The sequence below is a fragment of the Allobosea sp. P4_H5 genome, from assembly GCF_056400825.1.
Window position 1 is genome coordinate 1 of sequence record NZ_JBFUKM010000012.1, and the last position, 24,826, is coordinate 24,826.

The 24,826-nt window shown below is 66.5% G+C and carries 23 protein-coding genes and 1 pseudogene; 11 read left to right on the plus strand and 13 right to left on the minus strand.

Translation table 11 applies throughout. The features are described 5' to 3' along the window. A pseudogene (locus AC1DS0_RS22815) lies at positions 1 to 1,902 on the minus strand (autotransporter domain-containing protein); the annotation flags it as partial. A gap of 274 nt (positions 1,903 to 2,176) precedes the next feature. Here AC1DS0_RS22815 and AC1DS0_RS22820 point away from each other — a divergent pair. From AC1DS0_RS22820 to AC1DS0_RS22855, 8 genes are all read left to right on the plus strand, one after another. Beyond that, on the plus strand, positions 2,177 to 2,401 hold the full coding sequence (locus AC1DS0_RS22820; protein ID WP_476816545.1) for a hypothetical protein: 225 nt from the start codon (positions 2,177 to 2,179) through the stop codon (positions 2,399 to 2,401). Between the two features lie 160 nt (positions 2,402 to 2,561). Further along, the gene (locus tag AC1DS0_RS22825) at positions 2,562 to 3,476 is read left to right on the plus strand and encodes a LysR family transcriptional regulator (protein WP_476816546.1); all 915 of its coding nucleotides are present in this window, start codon (positions 2,562 to 2,564) and stop codon (positions 3,474 to 3,476) included. Positions 3,477 to 3,703: 227 nt separating this feature from the next. Continuing rightward, on the plus strand, positions 3,704 to 4,171 hold the full coding sequence (locus tag AC1DS0_RS22830) for an NAD(P)H-dependent oxidoreductase subunit E (RefSeq protein WP_476816547.1): 468 nt from the start codon (positions 3,704 to 3,706) through the stop codon (positions 4,169 to 4,171). Continuing rightward, positions 4,168 to 5,739 carry a formate dehydrogenase beta subunit gene (locus AC1DS0_RS22835; RefSeq protein WP_476816548.1) on the plus strand — a complete coding sequence of 524 codons (1,572 nt, stop codon included), beginning with the start codon at positions 4,168 to 4,170 and terminating at the stop codon, positions 5,737 to 5,739. Before AC1DS0_RS22830 ends, AC1DS0_RS22835 begins: the two co-directional genes overlap by 4 nt. 10 nt (positions 5,740 to 5,749) lie before the next feature. After that, positions 5,750 to 8,632, plus strand: a complete 2,883-nt coding sequence (fdhF, locus tag AC1DS0_RS22840) for a formate dehydrogenase subunit alpha (protein WP_476816549.1) — start codon at positions 5,750 to 5,752, stop codon at positions 8,630 to 8,632. A 79-nt stretch (positions 8,633 to 8,711) separates the two neighbouring features. Beyond that, entirely contained in the window at positions 8,712 to 9,464 is a 753-nt protein-coding gene (gene fdhD, locus AC1DS0_RS22845; RefSeq protein ID WP_476816550.1) for a formate dehydrogenase accessory sulfurtransferase FdhD, read from the plus strand. Next, positions 9,461 to 9,730 carry a formate dehydrogenase subunit delta gene (locus tag AC1DS0_RS22850; RefSeq protein WP_476816551.1) on the plus strand — a complete coding sequence of 90 codons (270 nt, stop codon included), beginning with the start codon at positions 9,461 to 9,463 and terminating at the stop codon, positions 9,728 to 9,730. Before fdhD ends, AC1DS0_RS22850 begins: the two co-directional genes overlap by 4 nt. A 98-nt stretch (positions 9,731 to 9,828) precedes the next feature. Then, the gene (locus AC1DS0_RS22855) at positions 9,829 to 11,487 is read left to right on the plus strand and encodes an OFA family MFS transporter (RefSeq protein WP_476816552.1); all 1,659 of its coding nucleotides are present in this window, start codon (positions 9,829 to 9,831) and stop codon (positions 11,485 to 11,487) included. Between the two features lie 161 nt (positions 11,488 to 11,648). Here the strand turns inward: AC1DS0_RS22855 and AC1DS0_RS22860 are convergent, their stop codons facing one another. The 8 genes from AC1DS0_RS22860 to AC1DS0_RS22895 all read right to left on the minus strand — a co-directional run bounded on the left by AC1DS0_RS22860 (position 11,649) and on the right by AC1DS0_RS22895 (position 17,701). Further along, on the minus strand, positions 11,649 to 12,368 hold the full coding sequence (locus tag AC1DS0_RS22860) for an amino acid ABC transporter ATP-binding protein (RefSeq protein WP_476816733.1): 720 nt from the start codon (positions 12,366 to 12,368) through the stop codon (positions 11,649 to 11,651). Between the two features lie 58 nt (positions 12,369 to 12,426). Beyond that, entirely contained in the window at positions 12,427 to 13,071 is a 645-nt protein-coding gene (locus AC1DS0_RS22865) for an amino acid ABC transporter permease (protein WP_476816553.1), read from the minus strand. Between the two features lie 10 nt (positions 13,072 to 13,081). Then, a complete protein-coding gene (locus AC1DS0_RS22870) occupies positions 13,082 to 13,744 on the minus strand; it encodes an amino acid ABC transporter permease (protein ID WP_476816554.1) in 663 nt (220 codons plus the stop codon). 27 nt (positions 13,745 to 13,771) lie between these two features. Then, positions 13,772 to 14,602 carry an aldo/keto reductase gene (locus tag AC1DS0_RS22875; protein WP_476816555.1) on the minus strand — a complete coding sequence of 277 codons (831 nt, stop codon included), beginning with the start codon at positions 14,600 to 14,602 and terminating at the stop codon, positions 13,772 to 13,774. After that, entirely contained in the window at positions 14,599 to 15,033 is a 435-nt protein-coding gene (aroQ, locus tag AC1DS0_RS22880; RefSeq protein WP_091837803.1) for a type II 3-dehydroquinate dehydratase, read from the minus strand. Before aroQ ends, AC1DS0_RS22875 begins: the two co-directional genes overlap by 4 nt. Positions 15,034 to 15,123: 90 nt before the next feature. Beyond that, a complete protein-coding gene (locus tag AC1DS0_RS22885) occupies positions 15,124 to 15,954 on the minus strand; it encodes a transporter substrate-binding domain-containing protein (protein WP_476816556.1) in 831 nt (276 codons plus the stop codon). A gap of 131 nt (positions 15,955 to 16,085) precedes the next feature. Further along, complete coding sequence (locus AC1DS0_RS22890) at positions 16,086 to 16,991, minus strand: NAD-dependent epimerase/dehydratase family protein (protein ID WP_476816557.1); 906 nt, start codon at positions 16,989 to 16,991, stop codon at positions 16,086 to 16,088. Beyond that, complete coding sequence (locus AC1DS0_RS22895; protein ID WP_476816558.1) at positions 16,988 to 17,701, minus strand: hypothetical protein; 714 nt, start codon at positions 17,699 to 17,701, stop codon at positions 16,988 to 16,990. The genes AC1DS0_RS22890 and AC1DS0_RS22895 overlap by 4 nt, the downstream gene beginning before the upstream one ends. 152 nt (positions 17,702 to 17,853) lie before the next feature. Between AC1DS0_RS22895 and AC1DS0_RS22900 the strand changes: the two genes are divergently transcribed. The 3 genes from AC1DS0_RS22900 (at position 17,854) to AC1DS0_RS22910 (ending at position 20,268) form a co-directional block, all read left to right on the plus strand. Further along, positions 17,854 to 18,594 (plus strand): SDR family NAD(P)-dependent oxidoreductase, encoded by a 741-nt coding sequence (locus AC1DS0_RS22900; protein ID WP_476816559.1) that lies wholly within the window; start codon positions 17,854 to 17,856, stop codon positions 18,592 to 18,594. 10 nt (positions 18,595 to 18,604) lie between these two features. Beyond that, positions 18,605 to 19,423, plus strand: coding sequence for a sugar phosphate isomerase/epimerase family protein (locus tag AC1DS0_RS22905; RefSeq protein ID WP_476816560.1), 819 nt, complete (start codon positions 18,605 to 18,607; stop codon positions 19,421 to 19,423). Positions 19,424 to 19,578: 155 nt separating this feature from the next. Further along, positions 19,579 to 20,268 carry a GntR family transcriptional regulator gene (locus tag AC1DS0_RS22910; RefSeq protein ID WP_476816561.1) on the plus strand — a complete coding sequence of 230 codons (690 nt, stop codon included), beginning with the start codon at positions 19,579 to 19,581 and terminating at the stop codon, positions 20,266 to 20,268. Positions 20,269 to 20,284: 16 nt separating this feature from the next. Here the strand turns inward: AC1DS0_RS22910 and AC1DS0_RS22915 are convergent, their stop codons facing one another. The 4 genes from AC1DS0_RS22915 to AC1DS0_RS22930 all read right to left on the minus strand — a co-directional run bounded on the left by AC1DS0_RS22915 (position 20,285) and on the right by AC1DS0_RS22930 (position 24,794). Then, positions 20,285 to 21,367, minus strand: a complete 1,083-nt coding sequence (locus AC1DS0_RS22915; protein ID WP_476816562.1) for an ABC transporter permease — start codon at positions 21,365 to 21,367, stop codon at positions 20,285 to 20,287. Next, on the minus strand, positions 21,364 to 22,170 hold the full coding sequence (locus tag AC1DS0_RS22920; protein ID WP_476816734.1) for an ABC transporter ATP-binding protein: 807 nt from the start codon (positions 22,168 to 22,170) through the stop codon (positions 21,364 to 21,366). The genes AC1DS0_RS22915 and AC1DS0_RS22920 overlap by 4 nt, the downstream gene beginning before the upstream one ends. Positions 22,171 to 22,207: 37 nt before the next feature. Then, positions 22,208 to 23,260 carry an ABC transporter substrate-binding protein gene (locus AC1DS0_RS22925; protein ID WP_476816563.1) on the minus strand — a complete coding sequence of 351 codons (1,053 nt, stop codon included), beginning with the start codon at positions 23,258 to 23,260 and terminating at the stop codon, positions 22,208 to 22,210. Positions 23,261 to 23,366: 106 nt separating this feature from the next. Further along, complete coding sequence (locus tag AC1DS0_RS22930) at positions 23,367 to 24,794, minus strand: FAD-dependent oxidoreductase (protein WP_476816564.1); 1,428 nt, start codon at positions 24,792 to 24,794, stop codon at positions 23,367 to 23,369. Between the last annotated feature and the right edge of the window lie 32 nt (positions 24,795 to 24,826).

The following is a 24,826-nucleotide window of genomic DNA, read 5'->3' on the forward strand; positions in this document are numbered from 1 at the left end:
CTGTTTGGTCAGCCCGCCACTGCCGCCGAGATTGGCCGAAACGTCGATGTCGTAGCCGTTGCTGTCGAAGAAGGCGCCGTTGGCGCCGATGGTCACCACGCCATAACTGTCGAGAAACCATGACGAGCTCATGCGCGCGCGCAGGATGCCGCCGTCCAGATTGAGCGTGCCTCCGGGGTTGACGATGATGTAGTTGGCTTCCAGCACGCCACGGCCGCTGCTGGCATCGCCGACCAGGTTCAGCGTGCCGCCGTAAAGGTTCACCCACGTTGCTCTGGCATAGCCGCCCTTTTCGACGGTCACTGTTCCGTTGCCGCCGATTTCGATGCCATTGTTGGTCTGCCAGATCGAGCCGGCGCCCGTGACTGTCACGGCGCCGGTACCGGAGCCGTTTTTTCCGATCTGGCTGAGGACGGCCTGGACTATTCCGCCATTGGCGATGGTCAGCGTGCCGGCGCCGTCATGGCCGACATCGAGGATGCCGACGACGGTCCAGCGCGAATCCGTGCCGGTCACCGTCACGGTGCCGGTGCTGCCGGAGGCATAGCCGAGATAGCCGGAGGTATTCCGGACCGCGCCGCCATCTTCGATGATCAGCGTGCCGGTGCCGGCCGAGCCGACATAGAGCTCGCCGGTCATGGCCGAGACGTTGTTGATGGTCCAGGTCGAGCCCGCGCCGGTCACCTTCACAGTACCGGTCGAACCGGCCTGCGTGCCGATGGAGCCGCCCGCCCCGGCGGTGGTGACCGTGCCGCCATCGGCGATGGTCAGCGTGCCGGTGCCCTGATAGCCGACATAGAGTTCGGCGCTGTTGGTCCAGCGCGAGCCGGCGCCGGTCACCGTCACCGTGCCGGTGCTGCCGGCGTTTCTGCCGACATAGCCAGTGGTGTTCGAGACCTTGCCTCCACTCTCGATCGTCAGCGTGCCGGTACCGCCATAGCCGACAGTGAGCTCGCCGCTGTTGGTCCAGGTCGAGCCAGCGCCGCTCACAGTCACAGTACCGGTGCCGCCGCTCAAAGTACCGATATAACCAAAGAGCGCGGTACTCACGCTGCCGCCATTCTCGATGGTCAGCGTGCCGGTGCCGGAGTGGCCGACATAGAGGTCGCCGCTGTTGCTCCAGCGCGAGCCGGAACCACTCACCGTCACCGCGCCGGTGCTGCCCAAGTCTCTGCCGACATAGCCCGTGGTGTTCGAGACCGTCCCACCATCCGCGACGGTCAGCGTGCCAGTGCCGAGGTAGCCAACTGAGAGGTCGCCGCTGTTGGTCCAGCTCGAACCGGCGCCCGTCACCGCCACCGTGCCAATGCCGCCGGGGTTGAAGCCGACTTGGCCCGTGGTGTTCGAGACCGTTCCGCCTGCCGCGACGGTCAGCGTGCCGGTCCCGGCGTTGCCGACAAGGAGCGCGTCGCTGTTGCTCCAGCGCGAGCCGGAACCGCTCACCGTCACCGCGCCGACGCTGCCGGAGTTTCTGGCGATATTGCCGTAGGTGTTCGAGACCGTGCCGCCATTCTCGATGGTCAACGTGCCGGTGCCGGAATCGCCGACATAGAGGGAGCTGCTGTTAGTCCAGCTCGAGCCGGGGCCGGTCACCGTCACCGTGCCGGTGCTGCCGGCGTTGTAGCCGATCGTACCATTGGTGTTCGAGACCGTGCCGCCGGTCTCGATCGTCAGCGTGCCAGTCCCGGTCTCGCCGACGGTGAGGGGCGCGCCACCGAGATTCCAGTCTGGCAGCGGCGGCCCCGGCACGGTCGGATTGACGTCGCCGGTGCCGGTCACCGACTGGGCGAGAGCGGCAGGCACGGCAGCGAGCAGAGCAAGGCCGAGCGCGAGCGACGAAACGGACTGGCATAGCCGGCCCCGCGCCGGCAGCATCCGCGCAAGCTTCAGATCGTTCGGCATCGACAAATCAGGCCCCAACCGCAGCGGCAGGCTTAGGCAGCCCCGCGCGCGAGGCAATGAACAGCCGTTCACATCCCGTCAAAATGGCCGGGTGTGGCGGATTTGCTCCAACCTGCACGGTCGCGCGACGAGTATCCGGCCTTCGACGGCGACCATTTGCCGGAGCTGGAGGGCGTAACGGGAATGTGAGCCCTTGCTCGTCGCAGGGCCGTTGGAAACCGCCCTGCGGTGACTAGCTCATCTCATGGGCGACTTGATCACACAGGAGATTGCCATGCTTTCGCGCAAGATTGTCGCCCTCGCGGCGGCACTTCTGCTTTCGGGAGCGAGCTCCATGGCCTATGCCACCGAGCTCGGGGCCGAGAGCATCGTGCATGAGCAGGTCCAGAACCAGCGAGCCCTCGCCGAACAGGCGCAGTACCTCGCCTATCACGAGCACTTCAAGGACGTGGAAAGCCGGCCGGGCCGCGGTGCCGGTGTATTGCCGCATCACAACTGAGCGGCGGCACGAGCTTTGGGAAGGGGCCGCGGCAGCGGCCCCTTTTCGTCGTGCCTATCGGAAATCTCGGGAATCTGGGAAGACTGCTCGCGGCGCGCCGCAGGGAGTGGGAGTCGAACCGGAGCCAGCGCCGTTCGACGGGGATGCCTGAGATGCGGCCATGATCATCCGCCAGCTAGTCTATCTCGACGCGCTTGCTCGCGAAAAGCATTTCCGCAAGGCGGCCGAGGCCTGCCATGTCTCGCAGCCGACGCTCTCGGCCGCGATCGTCCAGCTCGAGGAAGAGCTCGGCGTGCTGATCGTCGAGCGCGGCCGGCGCTTCCAGGGCCTGACCAAGGAGGGCGAGGCGGTGCTGGCCCATGCCAGGCGCATCCTCGCCGAGGCCGACCTGATGAAGGAATCGATCGCGGAGCTGCGCGAGGGCATCAGCGGCCGCATCCGGCTCGGCGCGATCCCGACCGCCTTGCCGATGATCGCGCACATCACCGCGCCGTTCTCCTCGCGCTACCCCGAAGTGTCGCTGACGGTGCTGTCACTGACCTCCGCCGAGATCCAGCAGCGCATCGACGATTTCGAGCTCGATGTCGGCCTGACCTATCTCGACAACGAGCCGCTCGACCGGGTGATCTCCAAGCCGATCTATCTGGAATCCTACGTGCTGCTGACGCGCGAGGATGGTGAGTTCGGCGAACGCGATACGATCACCTGGGCGGAAGCCGCCGAGCTCAAGCTTTGCCTGCTCACCTCCGACATGCAGAACCGGCGCATCATCGACGGCATCTTCCGCTCGGTCGGGGCGGCGCCGCGGCCGGCGATCGAAACCAACTCGATCTTCAACCTCTGCTCCCATGCCGGCATCCAGGGCGTTTCCAGCATCGTCTCGATCCAGCTGCTCGAATTCTTCGGCGTGCCGATCGGCACCAAGGCGCTGCCTTTGGTCGAACCGGCCGCGCAACGCACCATCGGCCTGATCGTCGCCGACCGGCAGCCCTTTGCGCCGCTGGCGCGCAACCTCCTGATGATGACGCGCCCGGTCGCCGAGGCCGCGCTCCCGAAGCGCCCGATCGTACGATAGCCCTGCTCTATCGCGTCGTAGCGCGGGTTTTTTGTGCGCCGCAAAATCGCGCGATAATCGATGCTTATCGGCCAGATCGTGCTATGCTCATCCGGCCCCATCCGCGCTTCGGTTATTTTTGATAGGTTTTACCTATCATACGGTTGGAACAAACGATTTGAACCGATTCCAAGCTTAAGGTCCAATTCCTCCAATCGAGAGCCGAACCGGCTGGGGACGGAGGAGACATGGCGGCATACCCGGCCTGGGACGAAGACGGCGCTCGCCTGATCATCGCGGGGCTTTCGCATCTCGAAGGAGCGGCCCTGCCGATCCTGCATGCACTGCAGGAGGAGTTCGGCTATGTCGATCCCAAGGCCGTGCCGCTGATCGCCGACGCGCTGAACCTGTCGCGGGCCGATGTGCACGGCACCATCTCCTTCTATCACGACTTCCGCACCGCCCCGCCGCCGCGCCGTATCGTCAAGCTCTGCCGGGCCGAAGCCTGCCAGGCGCTCGGCTGCGAAACGCTGGTGCAGGACCTGGCCCGCGATCACGGCATCGTCGTCGACAGCCATGGCAGCCATGATGCGGTGGTCGAGACCGTCTATTGCCTCGGCAATTGCGCGCTCGGCCCCTCCGTTCTGGTCGAGGGCGAACTGCTCGGCCGGGTCGATGCCGATCGGGTCGCGGCGCTGTGCGGAGCTCAGGCATGAGCGACACCATTCGTATCTTCGTGCCGATCGATGCCGCCGCCCTCTCGGTCGGCGCGGAAGGCGTGGCGCAGGCGATTGCCAAGGAAGCGCAGGCTCGCGGTCTCGACGTCGAGCTCATCCGCAATGGCTCGCGCGGGATGCTCTGGCTCGAGCCGATGGTCGAGGTCGAGACCTCGGAGGGGCGGATCGCCTATGGCCCGGTCGCGGCTAAAGACGTCATCGGCCTGTTCGAGGCCGGCTTCCAGAGCGGAAGCGCGCACGCCTTGCGCCTCGGCCCTGTGGAGGAACTCGACTGGCTGAAGCGCCAGCAGCGCCTGACCTTCGCGCGCGTCGGCCTCACCGACCCGCTCTCGCTCGCCGATTACCGCGCCCATGACGGGCTGAAGGGCCTGGAGAAGGCGCTCTCGCTCACCGGCGCGGCGATCGTCGAGGAGGTCAAGGAATCCGGCCTGCGTGGCCGCGGCGGCGCCGGCTTCCCGACCGGGATCAAGTGGAAGACCGTCCACGACGCCAGGGCGACACAGAAATACATCGTCTGCAATGCCGACGAAGGCGACAGCGGCACCTTCGCCGACCGGATGCTGATGGAAGGCGATCCCTTCCTGCTGATCGAGGGCATGACGATCGCCGCGATCGCGGTCGGCGCCACCAAAGGCTACATCTATCTGCGCTCGGAATATCCGCACGCCCACAAGGCGCTGCAGCGGGCGATCCTGAAGGCGCGCAATGCCGGCCTGCTCGGCCCGTCCGTGCTCGGCTCGGGCAAGGCCTTCGAGCTCGAGGTCCGTCTCGGGGCCGGCGCCTATATCTGCGGCGAGGAGACCTCGCTGCTGGAGAGTCTGGAGGGCAAGCGCGCCATCGTCCGGGCCAAGCCGCCGATCCCGGCCTTGCAGGGCCTGTTCGGCAAGCCGACCATCGTCAACAACGTGCTCTCCTTCGCCGCCGTGCCCTGGATCCTGACCCACGGTGCCAAGGCTTACGCCGATTACGGCATGGGCCGCTCGCGCGGCACGCTGCCGGTCCAGCTCGGCGGCAATATCAGGCGCGGCGGACTGATCGAGCTCGCCTTCGGCATATCGCTGCGCGAGATCATCGAGGATATGGGCGGCGGCACGCTGTCGGGCCGGCCGATCCGGGCCGTGCAGGTCGGCGGCCCGCTCGGTGCCTATCTCACCGCCAAGCAGCTCGACACCCCGATGGACTACGAGGCGCTGGCATCAATCCGGGCGATGCTTGGCCATGGCGGCATCGTCGTCTTCGACGACAGGGTCGACATGGCCAAACAAGCCCGCTTCGCCTTCGAGTTCTGCGCCAAGGAGAGCTGCGGCAAGTGCACGCCCTGCCGCATCGGCGCAACGCGCGGCGTCGAACTGGTCGACAGGATCATCGCGGGCACCGAGCGGCCGAAGAACCTCGCCGTGCTGCGCGATCTCAACAAGCTGATGACCGACGCCTCGCTCTGCGCCATGGGCGGGCTCACCCCAATGCCGGTGATGAGCGCGCTCAACCATTTCTTCGAGGATTTCGACCGCCCGCCGGCGCCGACGCTGCCGCTGGCGGCCGAGTGAGGAGACATCGATGAGCCTGATCAAGGAGATCGATTTCGGAACCCCGATCCGGCTCGCCGAGAAGACGGTGACGCTGACGATCGACGGCGAGAGCGTCACCGTCCCGGCCGGCACCTCGGTGATGGCGGCGGCGATGAGCCTGGGCACCAAGATCCCCAAGCTCTGCGCTACCGACTCGCTCGAACCCTTCGGCTCCTGCCGGCTCTGCCTGGTCGAGATCGAGGGGCGGCGCGGCACGCCCTCGTCCTGCACGACGCCGGCCGAGGACGGCATGGTCGTGCGCACCCAGACGGAGAACCTGTCTTCCCTGCGCAAGGGCGTGATGGAGCTCTACATCTCCGACCATCCGCTCGACTGCCTGACCTGCTCGGCCAACGGCGATTGCGAACTGCAGGACATGGCCGGAGCGGTCGGCCTGCGCGAGGTCCGCTACGGCTATGACGGCGAGAACCACGTCAAGCCGGCGATGATGGACGGCTACGCCAACGAGAACTGGCTGTCCAAGGACACCTCGAACCCCTATTTCACCTATGATCCCAGCAAGTGCATCGTCTGCAATCGCTGCGTGCGCGCCTGTGCCGAGGTGCAGGGCACCTTCGCGCTGACCATCACCGGCCGCGGTTTCGACTCGCGCGTCGCCGCAGGTCCGACCGATTTCCTCGGCTCCGAATGCGTCTCCTGCGGCGCCTGCGTCCAGGCCTGCCCGACTGCGACCCTGATGGAGAACAAGGTGATCGAGCTCGGCCAGCCCGAGCATTCCAAGGTAACGACCTGCGCCTATTGCGGCGTCGGCTGCTCGTTCAAGGCCGAGATGCAGGGCGACCGCGTCGTCCGCATGGTGCCCTATAAGGGCGGTCAGGCGAATGAGGGCCATAGCTGCGTCAAGGGCCGCTTCGCCTGGGGTTATGCGACCCACAAGGACCGCATGACCAAGCCGATGATCCGCGAAAAGATCACCGATCCCTGGCGCGAAGTGTCCTGGGATGAGGCGATCGGCCACGCCGCCAGCGAGTTCAAGCGCATCCAGGCCAAGTACGGCCGCGAGTCGGTCGGCGCCATCACCTCCTCGCGCTGCACCAATGAGGAGGTCTTCCTCGTCCAGAAGCTGGTGCGCGCCGCCTTCCGCAACAACAATGTCGATACCTGCGCCCGCGTCTGCCATTCGCCGACCGGCTATGGCCTGAAGACCACGCTCGGGACCTCGGCCGGAACGCAGGACTTCAAGTCGGTCGCCAAGTCCGATGTCATCATCGTCATCGGCGCCAACCCGACCGACGGCCATCCGGTCTTCGCCTCGCGCATGAAGAAGCGCCTGCGTCAGGGGGCCCGGCTCATCGTCGCCGATCCGCGCCGCATCGACCTCGTCAAGTCGCCGCACATCAAGGCCGACCATCACCTGCAATTGAAGCCCGGCACCAATGTCGCGCTGCTCAACGCGATCTCGCATGTCGTGGTGACCGAGGGGCTGATCGCCGAGACCTATGTCCGCGAACGCTGCGACCTCGCCGATTTCGAGCTCTGGGCCCGCTTCGTCGCCGAGGAACGCAATTCGCCCGAGGCCACGGAGGAGTTCACCGGCGTGCCGGCGGCCGACGTCCGCGCCGCGGCGCGGCTCTACGCCACCGGCGGCAATGGCGCGATCTATTATGGCCTCGGGGTCACCGAGCACAGCCAGGGTTCGACCACGGTGATGGCGATGGCGAACCTTGCCATGGCAACCGGCAATATCGGCCGCGACGGCGTCGGCATCAATCCTCTGCGCGGGCAGAACAATGTCCAGGGCTCCTGCGACATGGGCTCCTTCCCGCACGAATTCTCGGGCTATCGCCATGTCGCCGACGATGCGACGCGGCAGGTCTTCGAGATGATGTGGGGCGTGCCGCTCGACGCCGAGCAGGGCCTGCGCATCCCGAACATGCTGGATGAAGCCGTCGGCGGCAGCTTCAAGGGGCTCTATGTCCAGGGCGAGGACATCGCCCAGTCCGATCCGAACACCCAGCACGTCACCGCGGGTCTCGCCGCGATGGAATGCGTCGTCATCCAGGACCTGTTCCTGAACGAGACGGCGAAATACGCCCATGTCTTCCTGCCGGGCTCCTCCTTCCTGGAGAAGGACGGCACCTTCACCAATGCCGAGCGCCGCATCAACCGCGTCCGCCAGGTGATGGCGCCGCTGTCGGGCAAATCGGAATGGCAGGTGACGATCGATCTCTCGCGGGCGCTCGGCTACGACATGGCCTATGGCCATCCCGGCGAGATCATGGACGAGATCGCCAGGCTGACGCCGAGCTTCGCCGGAGTGAGCTACGACAAGCTCGAGAAGCTCGGCTCGGTGCAGTGGCCCTGCAACGACAAGGCCCCGGCCGGCACGCCCTTGATGCATGTCGACCGCTTCGTGCGCGGCAAGGGCAAGTTCATGATCACCGAATACGTGCCGACGCAGGAGCGAACCGGCCCGCGCTATCCGCTGATCCTGACCACCGGGCGCATCCTCTCGCAATACAATGTCGGCGCGCAGACCAGGCGGACCGAGAACCAGGCCTGGCACGACGAGGACATGCTGGAAATCCACCCCTTCGACGCCGAGAGCCGCGGCATCAAGGACGGCGATCTCGTCGCGCTCGCCAGCCGCTCCGGCGACATCTCGCTACGCGCCGAGATCACCGAGCGGGTGCAGCCGGGCGTGGTCTACACCACCTTCCACCATGCGCAGACAGGCGCGAACGTCATCACTACCGACTATTCCGACTGGGCGACGAACTGCCCGGAATACAAGGTCACGGCGGTCGAGGTCCGCAGGACGAACTATTATTCCGAATGGCAGGAGCGCAATCGCGAGCAGGATGTCTCGCTGCGCCTGATCGCGGGGCGCTTGCCCGATGCCGCGGAATAACCCGCCCGCCCAGCCACCGGCGAGCCACGCGGTCCAGGTCCGGACCGTGCGTTTCGGTTCGGACGATCACGCTGATCGAGTGAGCGCCGAAGTCGCGGTCGAAGCACCCGTCAACATCGTCTACGGCACCATGCCCTATGCGGTGATGATGGCGACGCCGTCCGACCTTGAGGACTTCGTCGCAGGCTTCAGCCTGACCGAAGGCATCGTCCGCAGCGTGGAGGAGATCAGGGGGATCACGGCCACCCCGCAGCAGGACGGCATCGTCGTCAGCGTCGAGCTGGCGCCCGGCCGCTTTCGCGAGCATCTCGCCCGCCGCCGCAACCTCTCGGGCCGCACCTCCTGCGGCCTCTGCGGCGTCGAGGCGTTTGCCGACCTGCCGACGGCGGAAGCGCGCACCGCCACGGCGACGCCGATCGCGCCTGCGGCAATCGGCGCGGCGCTCGGCGCACTCGAACGCCAGCAGCCGCTGCACCGCCTGACCCGCTCGGTCCATGCCGCCGCCTGGTGCGACCGCGATGGCGCGATCCTGGCGGTGCGCGAGGACGTCGGCCGGCACAACGCCCTGGACAAGCTGATCGGCGCCCGCCTGCGCGCCGGCCACGATGCGGGCAACGGCTTCGTGCTGGTCACCAGCCGGGCCTCCTTCGAGATGGTCGAGAAGGCAGCGATCTTCGGGGCCGGCACGCTGGTCTCGATCTCGGCGCCGACCTCGCTGGCGATCGAGCGTGCGAACGCGCTCGGCCTGACCCTGGTCTGCATCGCCCGAGCCGATTCCGCGACCGTCTTCGCCGGACGCCTCGCCGACACCGTGGAGAGCGTGGCGAGATGATCGAGGCGAAGAGCAACGAGGCGATGACCCAAGATCATGCCGGCGAGACCCTCGCCAAGCTCGCCTCCATGGCGAACCAGATCGGCGATTTCTTCAAGTCCTATCCCGAGGCCGAGGCGGTCGCTGCGATCGCCGACCACATCAACCAGTTCTGGACGAAGCGCATGCGCGAGGATTTCCGCACCGGCTTCGAAAAGGATGCGTCAGCGCTGTCGCCGCTTGTGCGGCAGGCGCGCGCCAAGATAAGGCCCGCGCCGAGCGGGTGAATGGCCGCGACGGCCGATCAAGCGTCGCGATTGGCAGTTGCAACGAGCCGGGGTAGTCCCCGGTGCGGACGGCAGCGTTTTGGGGAAAAGGACGAGGGATGAGCATCGCAGAAGGAATCGGCGAGACGACCCCCGGCATAGGGTTGCTCGACCGCGAAAGGATCATCGCTAGGGCCGGCTTCAACCGCTGGCTCGTGCCGCCGGCCGCGCTCTGCATCCATCTGTGCATCGGCATGGCCTATGGCTTCTCGGTGTTCTGGCTGCCGCTCAGCCAGGCGATCGGCGTGACCAAGCCCGTCGCCTGCGCAGCCGATGTCGGCCTCATCGCCTCGCTGTTCACCACCGCCTGCGACTGGAAGGTCGCCGATCTCGGCTGGATGTACACGCTGTTCTTCGTGCTGCTCGGCTCGTCCGCCGCGATCTGGGGCGGCTGGCTCGAGCGCGTCGGCCCGCGCAAGGCCGCCTTCGTCTCGACCCTGTGCTGGTGCGGCGGCCTCTTGATCTCGGCCTTCGGCGTCTACACCCACCAGCTCTGGCTGATGTGGCTCGGCTCCGGCGTGATCGGCGGCATCGGCCTCGGCCTCGGCTACATCTCGCCGGTCTCGACGCTGGTGAAATGGTTCCCGGACCGGCGCGGCATGGCGACCGGCATGGCGATCATGGGCTTCGGCGGCGGCGCCATGATCGGCTCGCCGCTCGCCGACATGCTGATGAACACGTTCAAGACCCCGGCCTCCGTCGGCGTCTGGCAGACCTTCGTCGTCATGGCGCTGATCTACTTCGTCTTCATGATGGCCGGCACTTTCGGCTACCGCATCCCGCCCTCGGGCTGGCGCCCGGATGGCTGGACCCCGCCGGCGACGCAGAACGCGATGATCACCTCCGGCCATGTCCATCTCAAGGACGCGCACAAGACACCGCAGTTCTGGCTGATCTGGGCCGTGCTGACGCTCAACGTCTCGGCTGGCATCGGCGTCATCGGCATGGCCTCGCCGATGCTGCAGGAGATCTTCGCGGGGTCGCTGATCGGCAAGCCCGAGATCGGCTTCGCCACCCTCGACGCCGAGCAGAAAAAGCAGATCGCCACGATCGCAGCCGCCTTCGTCGGCCTGCTCTCGCTGTTCAACATCATGGGTCGCTTCTTCTGGGCCTCGCTCTCGGACAAGCTCGGCCGCAAGCTGACCTACGCCACCTTCTTCGGGCTGGGCGTGCTGATGTACGGGCTTTCGCCCTGGGCGGCGCATGCCGGCTCGCTTGCGCTCTTCGTCGCCTTCTTCTGCATCATCCTGTCGATGTATGGCGGCGGCTTCGCGACGGTACCGGCCTATCTCGCCGACATGTTCGGCACCCAGTTCGTCGGCGCGATCCATGGCCGGCTGCTCACGGCATGGTCGACCGCCGGCATCATCGGCCCGGTGGTGGTGAACTATATCCGCGAAGCGCAGATCAATGCCGGCGTGCCGCGGGCGCAGGTCTATGACCGGACCATGTACATCCTCGCCGGCATGCTGGTGCTCGGCTTCATCTGCAACCTGCTCGTCCGCCCCGTCGCGGCCAAGTGGTTCATGAAGGATGCGGAGGTCGCGGCATTGCAGGCCAGGAGCGCGAGCGCCAACGCCACCGTCCAGTACGGTTCCTTCGGCATCGGCAAGGGCGGCTTCGACGGCACGGCGCTGCTCGCCTGGGCCGTGGTCGGCCTGCCGCTCGCCTGGGGCGTCTGGATCACGCTGAGCAAGTCGCTGGCGCTGTTCCGCTAAGCCGGAAAGGGCCGGACGCGCTTCACGGCGCGTCCGGCCCCCTTATGCATTCGATGGGGCTAGAGCATTTTCAAGCGAAGTGGATACCGGTTCGCGTGAAGAAAATGCGATAAGATAAAGAACTAGAGCAGTTCCGCGATCCGGAGAATCGCGGAACTGCTCTAGTGGTGCAGGATCTCGCCGAGGAAGGCGCGGGTGCGGGCATGCGCTGGGGCCCGGAAGAAGCTCTCGGGATCGTTCTCCTCGACGATGGCGCCGTCGGCCATGAAGATGACGCGGTCCGCCACCTGCCGGGCGAAGCCCATTTCATGGGTCACGCAGATCATGGTCATGCCGTCGCGCGCGAGCGAGACCATGGTGTCGAGCACTTCCTTGACCATCTCCGGATCGAGCGCCGAAGTAGGCTCGTCGAACAGCATCGCCTTCGGCTCCATGCACAGCGCCCGCGCGATCGCGACGCGCTGCTGCTGGCCGCCGGAGAGCTGCGCCGGGAATTTCGCCGCCTGGTCGCCGATGCGGACGCGCTCCAGATATTTGCGAGCCGTCGCTTCCGCCTCGGCGCGCGAGAGGCCGCGCACCCGCATCGGCGCGAGGATGCAGTTCTCCAGCACGGTCTTGTGCGGGAACAGGTTGAATTGCTGGAAAACCATGCCGACCTCGCGGCGCACCGCGTCGACCGCCTTCTGGCTGTCGTTCAGCCGATGGCCGGCGACGGTGATCTCGCCGCTCCTGATCGCCTCGAGGTGATTGATGCAGCGGATCAGCGTCGACTTGCCCGAGCCCGAGGGGCCGCAGAGCACGATCTTCTCGCCCTTGGTCACATTGAGATTGACGTCCTTGAGCGCGTGGAAGGGGCCATAGAACTTCTCGACATGCCGCATCTCGATCATCGGGGCGGCGGCGTTTTTGGTGCTGTTGGGCTCGATCACGGTCATCCCCTCATTTCGCCGTCGCGGCCGCCATCTTCTGCTCGAGCCGGCGGCCCCAGAGCGAGAGCGGCCAGCACAGGGCGAAATACATCGCCCCGACCACGCCGAAGACCAGCAACGGCTTGTAGATCTGGTTGGACACGATCGTGCCGGCCCGGGTCAGCTCGATGAAGCCGACGATCGCGGCGAGCGAAGTCCCCTTGAGCAGCTGCACGAGGAAGCCAACAGTCGCCGGCAGAGATAATTTGAAGGCCTGCGGCATGATCACGTCGAACATCCGGCTGCGGGCGGGGAGGCCAAGCGCATCGGCGGCCTCGCTCTGGCCGCGCGGCACGGCCTGGATCGCGCCACGCCAGATCTCGCCGAGGAAGGCCGAGGCATGCGCCGTCAGCGCCACTGAGACGGCAGCCCAGGCCGGCAGGTCGAAGCCGAGCAAGGGAAGCCCGAAATAGGCGACGAACAATTGCATCAGCAGCGGCGTGCCCTGGAACAGGCCGATCCAGCCGATCGCTGGGATCCGCAGCCAGGGCGAGTCCGAGACCCGCATCAGCGCGATGACGACGCCGAAGACGATGCCGCCGGCAAAGCCGATCGCGGCGAGCAGCAAGGTCCAGAGCAGGCCCTGCAGGAGATAGGTGAGTTCGAGGATGCCCATCCCGCCCTCCTCAACGCTGCGGATAGCTGAAGGCGCGGCGGCCGATCGCCGCGAGCAGCCACATCGTCACCAGCGAGATCACCAGATAGATGCCGGTCAGGGTGAAATAGACCTCGAAGCTGCGGAAGGTCTCCGCCTCGATGCGCTGGCCGACCGAGGTCAGTTCATAGGCGGAGATCGAGGTACAGATCGCCGTGGTCAGGGTCAGCAGGATGAACTGGCTCGACAGCGACGGGTAGATCGCCCGCAACGCCGGCTTCAGCACGATCAGCCGGAAGACCTCGTGCTTGTGCAGGCCGAGCGCCAGACCCGCCTCCGTCTGGCCCTTCGGCACGCTCTCGACGCCGCCGCGAATGATCTCGATCGCATAGGCGCCGCCATTGACCCCGAGCGCCAGGATGGCGGTCAGCGTCGGGTTGAGGCGGATGCCGGCGAGCGGCAGGGCGAAGAACAGGAAGAAGATCTGCACGAGAAACGGCGTGTTGCGCACGATCTCGATGAAGGCGTTGACCAGCAACGAAGGCAGCCGCAGCTGCATCCTGAGGATAACCACGCCGAGGATGCCGATGATCATCGCGAGCGCCATCCCCGAGAAGGCCAGGAACAGGGTTCCGAACGTGCCCAGGAGCAGCGATTGCCAGGCGCCGGTCACGACGCTGAAATCGAGTGTCATCGAACCTCCCCTGCGCGCTTCCTGTCTTCAGCCATCCCAGGCCGGTTCCCAGTCGAAGCGCGAATAGCGCTGGCCGCTGGCGAGCCCATGGATCGCCGCCATGTCGTCCGGCGACAGCTCGAAATCGAAGATGTCGAGATTGGCGCGCATGTTCTCCGGGCGGGCCGAGCGTGGGATCGCCCCGACCCCGTCCTGCTGGGTGAGCCAGCGCAGCGTCACCTGCCCGGCGCTCTTGCCGTATTTGTGTCCGAGCGCCTTGAGCACGTCGTTGTCGAAGACCTTGCCGCGCGCGATCGGCTGGTAGGCATTGAGCAGCATGCCGGCCCGCTGCATCCTAGCGAGCAGCTTCTGCTGCGACAGGAAGGGATGGTATTCGACCTGGTTGCAGAAGAGATCGGCCTTGTGCACGTCGAGCGCCTCGTCGAGCAGCGCGACCGTGAAATTGCTGACGCCGATCAGGCGAGTCCGGCCCCTGCTCTTTTCCTCGGCGAAAGCCGCCAGCGTCTCGCCGAGCGGGATGTCCTTTGCCGGCCAATGGACCAGCAGGAGATCGACCTGGTCGAGCCCGAGCCGCTCCAGGCTCTCGTCGACGCGGCGGTGGACCGTGTCGGGCTGAAGGTCGTTGAACCAGATCTTGGTGGTGACGAAGAGCTCGCTGCGCGCCACGCCGGAGGCGCGGATCGCCCGCCCGACCTCGACCTCGTTGCCATAGCGGATCGCGGTATCGATCTGCCGATAGCCGAGGTCGATCGCGGCGCGGATCGCCGCTTTGCCCACCGGCCCGGTCAGTTCGAAGGTGCCGAGCCCGAGAGCGGGGATTGCTTCGCCCTGGATCGTCTTGGTCATCGACGCCGTCATCGGGTCATCTCCGCCATGGCCCGCAGGGCGAGCCGGTAGCCATAGGCGCCGAGGCCGGCGATGACGGCGGTCGCCGTCTTCGAAACCAGCGAATGATGGTAGATCGCCTCGCGCTGGTGGATGTTCGAGATGTGCAGTTCGATCTTGGGCCGCTCGAACATCTTGAGCGCATCCAGGATCGCGATCGAGGTAAAGCTGTAGCCGGCCGGATTGATGATGATCCCGGCCGCCTTGATCCGGGCTGCGTGGATGGCCTCGATGATCTCGCCCTCGAAATTCGACTGGCGGAACTCGACGGCGAGGCCGAGCTCTGCCGCATCGGCCTCGCACCAGCCGCGGATCTCGTCCAGCGTCGTATGGCCGTAGATTTCCGGCTCGCGCTGCCCCAGCAGATTGAGGTTCGGCCCGTTCAGGATGAAGATCGTCCGCATTCCCGTCCTCCGCGACAGCGGTGAAGTTGGCGCGGCGGTAAGAACCGCCGCGCCCATGCCCGTCTTGGCGTGCAGGAGCCTGAGCCGCCCTTACTTGGTGACGGTGAAGGGCACGCCCTCGACCGAAGCCGGGAAGGTCGGCAGGGGCTGGGCCAGCCATTTCTGGCTGATCTTCTCGAGCCGGCCGTCGGCCGCGGCCTTGTCGATGACCGTGTTCAGCCAGGCATTGATCTCGGCATCGCCGAGCTTGGTGGTGATGCCCTGCCACTGCTCGTTGAAGACGAGCTTCTGCTCGAAATCATTGCCGGGCGAGGCCTTGTCGAGATTGATCTTGTAGGTGGTGTTGCCGCCGATCGCATCGACCTGCCCGGAGACGAGCGCCTGCATGGTCGAGCTGTCGTCGTCGAAGCGGCGGATGTTCGGGACATCGCCGAGCAGCGTGGTGATCGCCTTGTCCTGAGCGGCGCCGCGCGGCACGCCGATGCGCAGGTTGCGGGCGTCCTCGATCTTCTCGATCTTGTTCTTCTTGCTGGAGAGCAGGATGATCTTCAGGCCGGAATAAGGCTTGGAGAACTGCACCGCCTTGGCGCGGTCGGGATACATCCCCATCACCGCCATCTGCAGGTCGACCTTGTTGGTCAAGAGGTTCGGGATGCGGGCGGCGACCGCGTTCGGCACGAACTCGACCTTGACGCCGAGCTCCTCGCCGATCAGCCGGCCGACATCGACGTCATAGCCGATGTTCTGGCCGCTGGCGTCGATCGAGCCCCAGGGCGCCTGCTCGCCCATGACGCCGATGCGGATGACGCCGGCCTTCTTGATTTTCTCGAGCGCCTGCGCGTCAGCCTGGGATACGGTGCCGAAGAGACCGAGACCCGCGACCATCGCGAGCGCGGCACGGCGCGAAAACTTGCCCAACATGATTCCTCCTCCGGGTTGTTGTGTCGTCACCAGCTTTTGCCGTCGCGGTGGTTTTGTAGTGGCCGTTCCGGGCCCCGTTTTCGCGACGGCAATCTCTTCTATCGGCTTGCGCACTCTCCCCTGCGGCCCGCTCAGGCCGCCGGCGCGAGCGCACGGTAATGCGCCAGCGTCCGGGCGATGCCCTCGCGCAGCGATGTCTGCGGGATCGTCCCCAGAACCGCCTCGAACGGGGTCGGCGCGATTTCAGCTGCCATCGGCACCGTCGGCCCGTCGAAGCCGATCCGTGCCCCCGGCACGTCCGCCTCGATCGCCGCGATGACATCATAAACGTCTGCAGTTCCGCCGGTCAGCGAAAAGGCGTGCGCGCCCGTGATCGGCTTCGTCGCCGCCGCCGCGAAGGCCGCGGCGACATCACCGACGAAGATCAGGTCCTGCGCCCCGGAATAATCGATCGTGTAGGGCTGCCCGGCCGCCGCGGCGCGGCAGGCGAGCGTCGGGCCGGCGGTCAGGCCGATCTCGCGGCCCGGCCCGTAGACGATGGTCGGGCGCAGGCCGACGCTGGCGATGCCGTCGTCATGCCAATAGGCGCGGGCGCAGCCCTCGGTCGCCAGCTTGAAGGCGCCGTAATGGGTGATCGGCTCCGGCCTTGCGCCGTCATCCGGCCCGAAGACGGCGCCGCTGCTGGCATAAGCGACCTGCGCGATGCCGTTGGCCTTGGCTGCCGCGAAGACGTTGAGCGTCCCGATCAGATTGACTTGCGCGCCGAGGACTGGATCGGCCTTGCAGGCCGGCGTCAGCAGGGCGGCGAGATGGATGATGGAGGAGCAGTCGCGCGCCGCCTGCACCAGGGCCGCGCCATCGGTGATGTCGCCCTGGACCCATTCGGCCTGTTCGGCCAGCTCGCCGGCAATCTCGCGCAGCACGCGCCGATCGGTCGAGCGATCGAAGATCCTGACGGCATGGCCGTCCTGCGCCAGGCGCTTCAGGATCCAGCCGCCGAGGAAGCCGCCGCCACCGGTGACGAGGATGCGCTTCATGCCCGCACCTGCCGGTTCGCGTCCTGCATGTCCTCGCTGGTCAGGCTGAAGGCGGTCTCATAGAGGTCCACCACCGGCGCGGTCAGCGTAGCGGTCGCGATCGCGAGGCGCTCGATCTCCGACCGGGCCGCTTCAAGGCCGGCGCGCTGCGAACCTTCGACCAGGATCACAGCGTCAAAGGCCTTTTCTGCCATCGCGCTGCGCAATTCGGTCTCGCGGGTGCGCACGCCCGAAACCTCGGAGCGGGCGATACCGAGATGGACACAGGACACGCCGGGCAGCGCCAGGATCGCATCGACGAGCGCCTGCGCCGCCTGTCTCAACGTGGCTTCGGCGCCTGGATGCGCGAAATCGAAGCGGATGGTCGCCATGCTGCCGCCATCGCCATTGCCGGCACTCGCGACCCGCTCGCAGGCAACACGCAGGAAATTCTGGAAGCTCGGCGCCACCGCGGCCGTCCACGGCGTCGGATGGTTCAGCCGGGCGAGATAGCCGGGCGAGCGGAAGACCTCGAGATCATCGCCGGCATAAATCGTACCGAAGACATAGCGGCCGGCCTCCGGCGCATGCAGACGCTTGCCGGTCCGGAAGCCCGGCACGGAAAGGCGCTCCGGCATGTGCTCGCGGGTATGCCACTCGATATATTCGCCATGCTGACCCTCGGCGATGTCGTGCCAGATCGCCAGGAAGGCTGAACCTTTCAGTCCCATCTCGTCCGTCTCTCGAGCCTCCCGCCGCCAGCCAGCCTGTATCCGGCAGCTTGACAACGGGATCGTTTCCTCAACAACTAGCCCACTAGAATGTTAGTATGTTGGATGAGTCAAGCGGTTAATCGCTGGGACGATCCAACGGGGAGGAAGACATGCAGGCAGCGGAAACAGCCCGGGTCGCGATCGTGACCGGCGGAGCGGGCGGGTTGGGTTTTCCGATCGCCGAACGGCTCGCGGCCAAGGGACACAAGGTCGCGATCTGGGACATCGATGCCGGCCGCGCCGAGCAGGCGGCAGCGAAGCTGCCGAACGCCAGGGGCTACAAGGTCGACGTCACCGATGCCGCCGCGGTCACCACCGCCACCGAGAAGGTAGTGGCCGACCTCGGCCCGCTCGGCATCCTCGTCACCTGCGCCGGCCATAACGGCCCGCTCGCCCCGTTCGCGGAGTATCCGGCCGAGGGCTGGCGCTTCGTCATGTCGCTCAACCTCGACGCCGTCTTCCATTGCTGCCAGGCGGCGGTGCGCGAGATGCTGAAGACCGGCTATGGCCGCATCGTCAATCTCGCCTCGATCGCCGGCAAGGAGGGCAACCCGAACGCAGTCGCCTACTCCGCCTCGAAGGCCGGCGTGATCGGCCTGACCAAGTCGATCGGCAAGGAGCTGGCTACGACGCAGATCGTGGTGAACTGCGTGACGCCGGCGGCGATCGAGACCGAGATGCTCAACCAGCTGACGCCGGAGTTCAAAGCCTTCGTCACCGCCAAGATCCCGATGGGCCGGCTCGGCCGGGCGGAGGAGGTCGCGGCGCTGGTCGGCTGGCTCGCCTCGGAGGAGTGCTCGTTCTCGACGGGCGCGGTCTTCGATATTTCCGGCGGCCGCGCGACCTATTGAGGATTTCGCCGTGTATCAGACCTATCCCCTGTCGCTCGCCTTCCTGACCGTACAGGGCTGCCCGCCGGTCGAGCATGTACAGGCCGCCGCGGCGGCCGGATACGACGCTGCCGGCCTCAGGCTGATCGCGCCGCATGGCCTCGAGCTCGCTCACCCGATCGTCGGCGACAAGGCCCTGATCCGCGAAATCAGGAGCGTGGCCGCAGATCTCGGCATCAGCTTCCTCGACGGCGAGGTCTTCACTTTGCTGCCGCAGACCGATGTCGAAGCTTGGCTGCCGGTGATCGAGACCGCAGCCGAGTTCGGCATGAAGCTGATGCAGATCGCCTCGGAAGACCCCGAACAAGCGCGCGCGGCCGACAATCTCGGACGGATCGCCGATGTCGCCAACAGGCACGGCATCAAGATGGCAATCGAGTTCATGCGTTGGCGCGCGGCGGCGACGGTCGAGGGCGCCGCCGCGCTGGCGAGGGCGTCCGGCCGCGACAATGTCGGCATCCTCCTGGACACGCTGCACCTCTCGCGCTCGGGCGGTAGCCCGGCCAGCGTCGCGGCGCTGCCTGGGGAGCTCATGCTCTATCTCCAGCTCTGCGACGCGCCGGCCGCGCAGCCCGCCAGCGATGCCGACGCCATCGCCGAGGCGCGCGGCGCGAGGTTGCTGCCTGGCGAGGGCGATCTCTGGCTGAAGGAGCTGATGGCGCAGCTCCCGCGCGACATCTGGATCAGCGTCGAGACCCCGCATGCGAGCGTTGCGGGGCTGAGCTTTACGGAGAAGGCAAAGCGCGGGATGCAGGCGACGCGGGCGTTCCTCGATTCACTTGTGACGTGATCACTTGCAACTTGACAGAAAGCCGCCTGCCGGAAGACCGCTCTTCTGACTGACGCTACAAAGTTGCGGATACGGCTCGCTTCGTTCGATGCGAGCTTGGCGTCCGATTAAGGTCGAGGAGGTCCATCACAGTGGATTCAAGGCCACGAGGGCTGTTGACGGCGCGCGTCACCGAGCGATTGCGCCGGGCCATTCTCGACGGCGAGGTCGAGCTCGGCGACGCCTTGTCGGAGGACAAGCTCGCCTCCCGGTTCGGGGTCAGCCGCAGCCCGGTCCACGAGGCGCTGACGGCGCTGGAACAGGAGGGCCTGATCGATATCCGGCCGCAGCGCGGCAGTTTCGTCTTCCTGCCGACGCGGGAGGATATCGAGAGCCTCTGCGAATTCCGCCGCATGATCGAGACCGAGGCGCTGAGCCTGGCCATGGTCCGCAAGCGAAGCGACACCCTCGCCGCCATGACGGCCGCCGCCCGCAGGATGCAGGAGGCGATCCTGGCCAACGATCATTCCGGCAGTGCCAATGCCGACACCGATTTTCACAAGGCTCTGATCGAGAACAGCGGTAACAGCTATCTGATCGATGCCTATCGGCTGGTGTCGGGGAAGGTGGCAGCGATTCGTTCGCATAATTCCACCGGCACGATCCGTAACGAGGCCAGCGCGGAGCACTTTGCGATCATCGACAAGCTCGAAAGAAGCGACCTTCCCGGAGCCATCGAGGCGATCTCGACTCATATCCTGAAGATGACGGAGCGTTACGCAATCACGGTGCCGGCCGGCCGCGCGACGGGCAGCCGAGCCTCCCGCAGCTCCTCGCTCGACCAGTTCAGCCCGTTGCTGGATTGAGCTGCCGACCGACGTCTCAGCGCTGCCAGGGCATCAGCCGGCGCTGCAGCCATTGCAGGCCGTAGGTCAGCAGCACGCCGAGCGCCATCACCACGACGAGGCCGGCATACATCTTCTCGGGGTTGAGCACCTCCCAATAGTAGAAGGTGATGTAGCCGACGCCTTGCTTGGCCCGCACGAACTCGACCGAGATGATCACGATCATCGCGGTGCCGAGCGCGATGCGCAGGCCGGCGAAGATCACCGGCATGGCGCCGGGCAGGATGACATGGCGCAGCATCGACCAGCCGCGCGCGCCGTAATTGCGCCCGGCCATCAGGTAGACGTTGTCGATGCCGCGGACGCCGGCCATCGTGTTGATCGCCATCAGGATGAAGACCGCGAGCGCGACCACGACGATCTTCGGGGCTTCGCCGAAGGGATCGGCGAACATCAGCATCACGATCGGGAAGATCGCGATCTTGGGCAGGACATAGATCGCCGACAGCGTCGTATCGAGCATCAGGCGCACCGTCTGGTTCATGCCCATGACGACGCCGAGCAGCACGCCCGGCACCGCGCCGAGGAGGAAGCCGCCGAGCACCCGCCCGATCGTCGCCAGGAGATGGCTCTCCGACAGCAGCTTCCAGACCCCGGCCATGCCGTCCGCAGCGTAGACCTCGGGGATCAGCCAGGGCCGGCCGAGGAGGCTGGTGCCGGAGAAGCGGTCATAGCGCACCGTCAGGTCCCAGAGCCCGGCTGCAATGCGCGAGGGCTGCGGGAACCAGGTGGTGTTGAGCAAGCCGTAATCGCCAGCGAGCTGCCAGGTCAGCAGCACCAGCGCCGGAAAGCCGAAGGCGAGCGTGCGCTCATAGATGCCCCTGCCCCGCACCGGCACGAGCCGGCCGGCACGCTCGCCGATCAGCACCAGCAGGATGAAGCTGAGCCCGATCGCCGGCCAGGCGAAGTCGCGCCACAGGCCGAGGACGGCGAGCAGCACATGCGCCGCCAGCCCGCCGGCGACGAGCAGGACGAGGGCGCGCTTGTCGTCGCTGCCGCCCATCGCGTGAGGCGCGGTGTCCCGGCTCGTCTCGGTCTCATTGGCGGAGGTGATGGTCATGGCCGCGCCTCCATCGCCCGCGTCACCTCGGCGCTGAGCTTCTCCCAGATTGCGGCGCGATATTCGGCAAAGCGCGGCAGGTTCGTGGTCGCGATGCTGCGCGGGCGCGGCAGATCGATCTTGAAGGTCGCAAGATGCCTGCCTGGCTGGGCGCTCATCAGGATGACACGGTCGCCGAGCAGCACGGCCTCATCGAGGCTATGGGTGATGTAGAGCACGGTCTTGCGCGTCTCCTCCCAGATCCGCAGCAACTCCTCCTGGATGACGACGCGGGTCTGGGCGTCGAGCGCGCCCAGCGGCTCGTCCATCAGCAGCACCTCGGGATCGTTGGCGAGCGCCCTGACAATGCTGACGCGCTGCTTCATCCCGCCCGAGATCTGGTGCGGGTAATAATCGGCGAACTTGGAGAGGCCGACGCGGTCAAGCCAGAAGCGGGCGGTGTCGAGCCTTTGCTTGCGGCCGATACCGCGCATCTGCAGGCCGAAGGCGACGTTGTCGGCGAGCGTCTTCCAGGGGAAGATCGCATATTCCTGGAAGACGACGCTGTTCAGCGGCTTACCCGCATCCGCGCCAGGCCGGATCTCGATCGCGCCCTGCGAGATCGATTCCAGCCCGGCGACCATGCGCAGGAAAGTCGACTTGCCGCAGCCGGACGGGCCTACGATGCAGACGAATTCGCCATCGGCAACGTCGAGCGAGAAATCCTCCAGCGCGACCATGACCCCGTCGACTGTGGGATAATGCTTGCTGACGTTGCGCGCGCCGATCTTCGGCGCGGCCACGGCCGGCATGGCCATCGTCATCACCACGTGGCCCTCCGGGCTGCTGGCCAGCGACTCCTCACTTGGCGGAAGCAGCCTTGCCGAGCGTCTCGATCGCCTTGCCGACGAAGCGCTCGTCGACGACCTTGGCCATGTCGAGCGGCTTCTCGTATTCGGTGCGGCCATTCTCGCGATGGACGCGCTCGATATCGGCGAGGCCAGAGGTCGGGATCGCCATGTTCGGATCGAAGACGATGGCGCCGCCGCCCTTGATCGCCTCTGCCGTCGATGGCGTGAACTTGAGATAGGCGTCCATATTGGCCTGCGAGAGATAATCGGCGCCCTGCATCAGCCGGGCCGCCTCGGCCATCGCCAGCACGAAACGCTCGGCCACTTCCGGCCGCTCCTTGAGGAACTTGCCGGAAGCGACGAAGGCGACCGTCATCAGCCCGGGCGTGATGTCCTGCACCAGGAGCTTGCCGGTGCCAGCCTTGAGGATCTGGTCGGAATAGGGCGAGGAGGTCAGCACCGCATCGACCGATTTGCCCTCCATCGCCGCCGGCATGTCGGCATTGCCGACATTGAGCAACTGCACGTCGCGCAGGCTGAGCTTGGCGCTCTCCAGCGCCTTGCTGACGAAATATTCGCCGCCGCTGCCCGGCCCGCCGGCCGCAGCGATGCGCTTGCCCTTGAGGTCGGCGACGGTCTTGACCGCGCCGCTCTCGATCAAGTCCTTGCGGACGATCAGCTTGGTCGGCCCATCCGTCATCGGGTCGAGCGCGCCGGGCGCGATCACCCGGATGTCCAGCCCGCGATTCCAGGCCGACCAGAGCGAGGCGACGATCGCGATGCCGCCGACATCGACCGAGCCCTTGTCGAGGAAGGCGATCGCCTCGGTGCCTGACTTGACGCTGTCGAGCTTGACGTCGAGCCCGTACTTTTTGAATAGCCCGCGCGCCTCCGCGACATAGGCGGTGGCGAACTTTGTGATCGGTACATAGGCGACGCGCACCGCCTGCGGCGGATCGAGCGGCTTCAATGCCGGCGCCTGCGCCAAGGCGGACGAGATCCCGGCAAGGCCGAGGAACAGGGCGGCACAGGCGCTGCGCCAGCGGGCAAATCCAAACGACATCCTCAGTTCCTCCCTTGGCGGCGGCTTGGCACCGCTTTCCCGTTCGTCTCCGGCAAGCTTCTTCGGCCTGCTCATGAGCTCTCGTCAACCGCGCGACGGCGCATGCTCATCCATCCGCCATGGCGGGGGCCTCGCTGAGATAGGCGCCCTGCACCTTCAGCGCGGCCCTGAGATCGGCGATCGGCACCTCGCTCGGCGCCAGCGACCGGTCGGCAGCGATCGCCGCGGCGATGCCGGCGGCCTGGCCGGTCAGCCAGCATTGCGGGATCTCGCGCATGAAGGAATGGCTGGTCGCATCGCAGGAGAGATGCCGGCCGGGCGCCAGCAAACCGTCGATCTCGCGCGGCACGATCGCGCCATAGGGCACCGAGACGTTCGGGAATTTCGGCGCGAGCGAGGGCGAGACGCCGATCTCGTCGGGCGCCACGACACCGTTCCAGTCCTCGCGGGTCAGCTTGCCGCACCCGGCCAGGCGCCGGCCATGCCGCACGCCGAGCTGCGAGCCCGACAGCATGATGAAGGCGTCGGAGAAGCCCGGCGCATGGGCGCGGTAGAAGGCAAGATGCTCCAGCATCAGCCGGTGGCTCCTGATCTCGACCTCGGAGAGGTCCTCGACCTTGAGCGCCGAATAGCCGGCGAAGCGCGGCCCCATGAACACGGCGATATCGTCGCGCCAGGACACCGAAGGCTTGTCGAAGAAGCCCAGCGCCTCGCGCCCTCGCGCCATGAACTGCGTGAACTGCTCCGGCGTCTGCGCCCTGAAGCGCAGGAAGGCCTGCATGTCGACGCCGCCGAACAGCCAGGAGGTGTTCATGCAGCCATGAATGTCGCGGGTGTCGACCTCGGTGTCATAGGCCGAGCCCGCGCCGGCATAGAGATCGCCGTCGCCGGTGGCATCGACCGTCACCCGGGCGAGGATGGCGCGCCGTCCCTCCTTGCTCTCGAAGACGCAGCCGGCGACGCGGCGCCCCTCCATGATCGGGCTCGCCCCCCAGCCGTGGAAGATCGGATGGACGCCGGCCTCCAGGACCATGGCGAGCGATTCCGCCTTGAGCCATTCCGGATCGAGCGTCGGCGCATGGGTCACGGTGCCGTTGAAGGCGGCATTGCGCTGGCCCCAATAGGCGACGCGCTGCGGATCATGCGAGCCCCACTCCGCCGGCTCAGGGCCAGCGATCTTGTCGCGGGTCAGGCGCGACAGCAGTTCCTCGGCGAAGCCGCGGATGACGTGCCGCCCCTGCCAGTCGCTCATCCGGTCGATCCAGATGACGAGACCGCCGGTCGAGAGCCCGCCGAGGTGGTTGTAGCGTTCGAGCAGCACGACATCGGCACCGAGCCGCGCCGCGGCGACGGCGGCCGCCGTGCCGGCCGGCCCGCCGCCGACGACCAGGACGTCGCATTCGGTATGGACAGGCAGCGTGCGTGCCGGCTCCGCGACCGTCCGGTCCGATGGGCGGCGGCGCTCGAATTTCTGCGTGTCGAAGGTCTCGGAGCGGAAGAACAGCCGTCCTCCCTCGCCTTCCATCGATCCCATGATGCGTTTCCCTGGCGGCTCGTGGCCGAGCG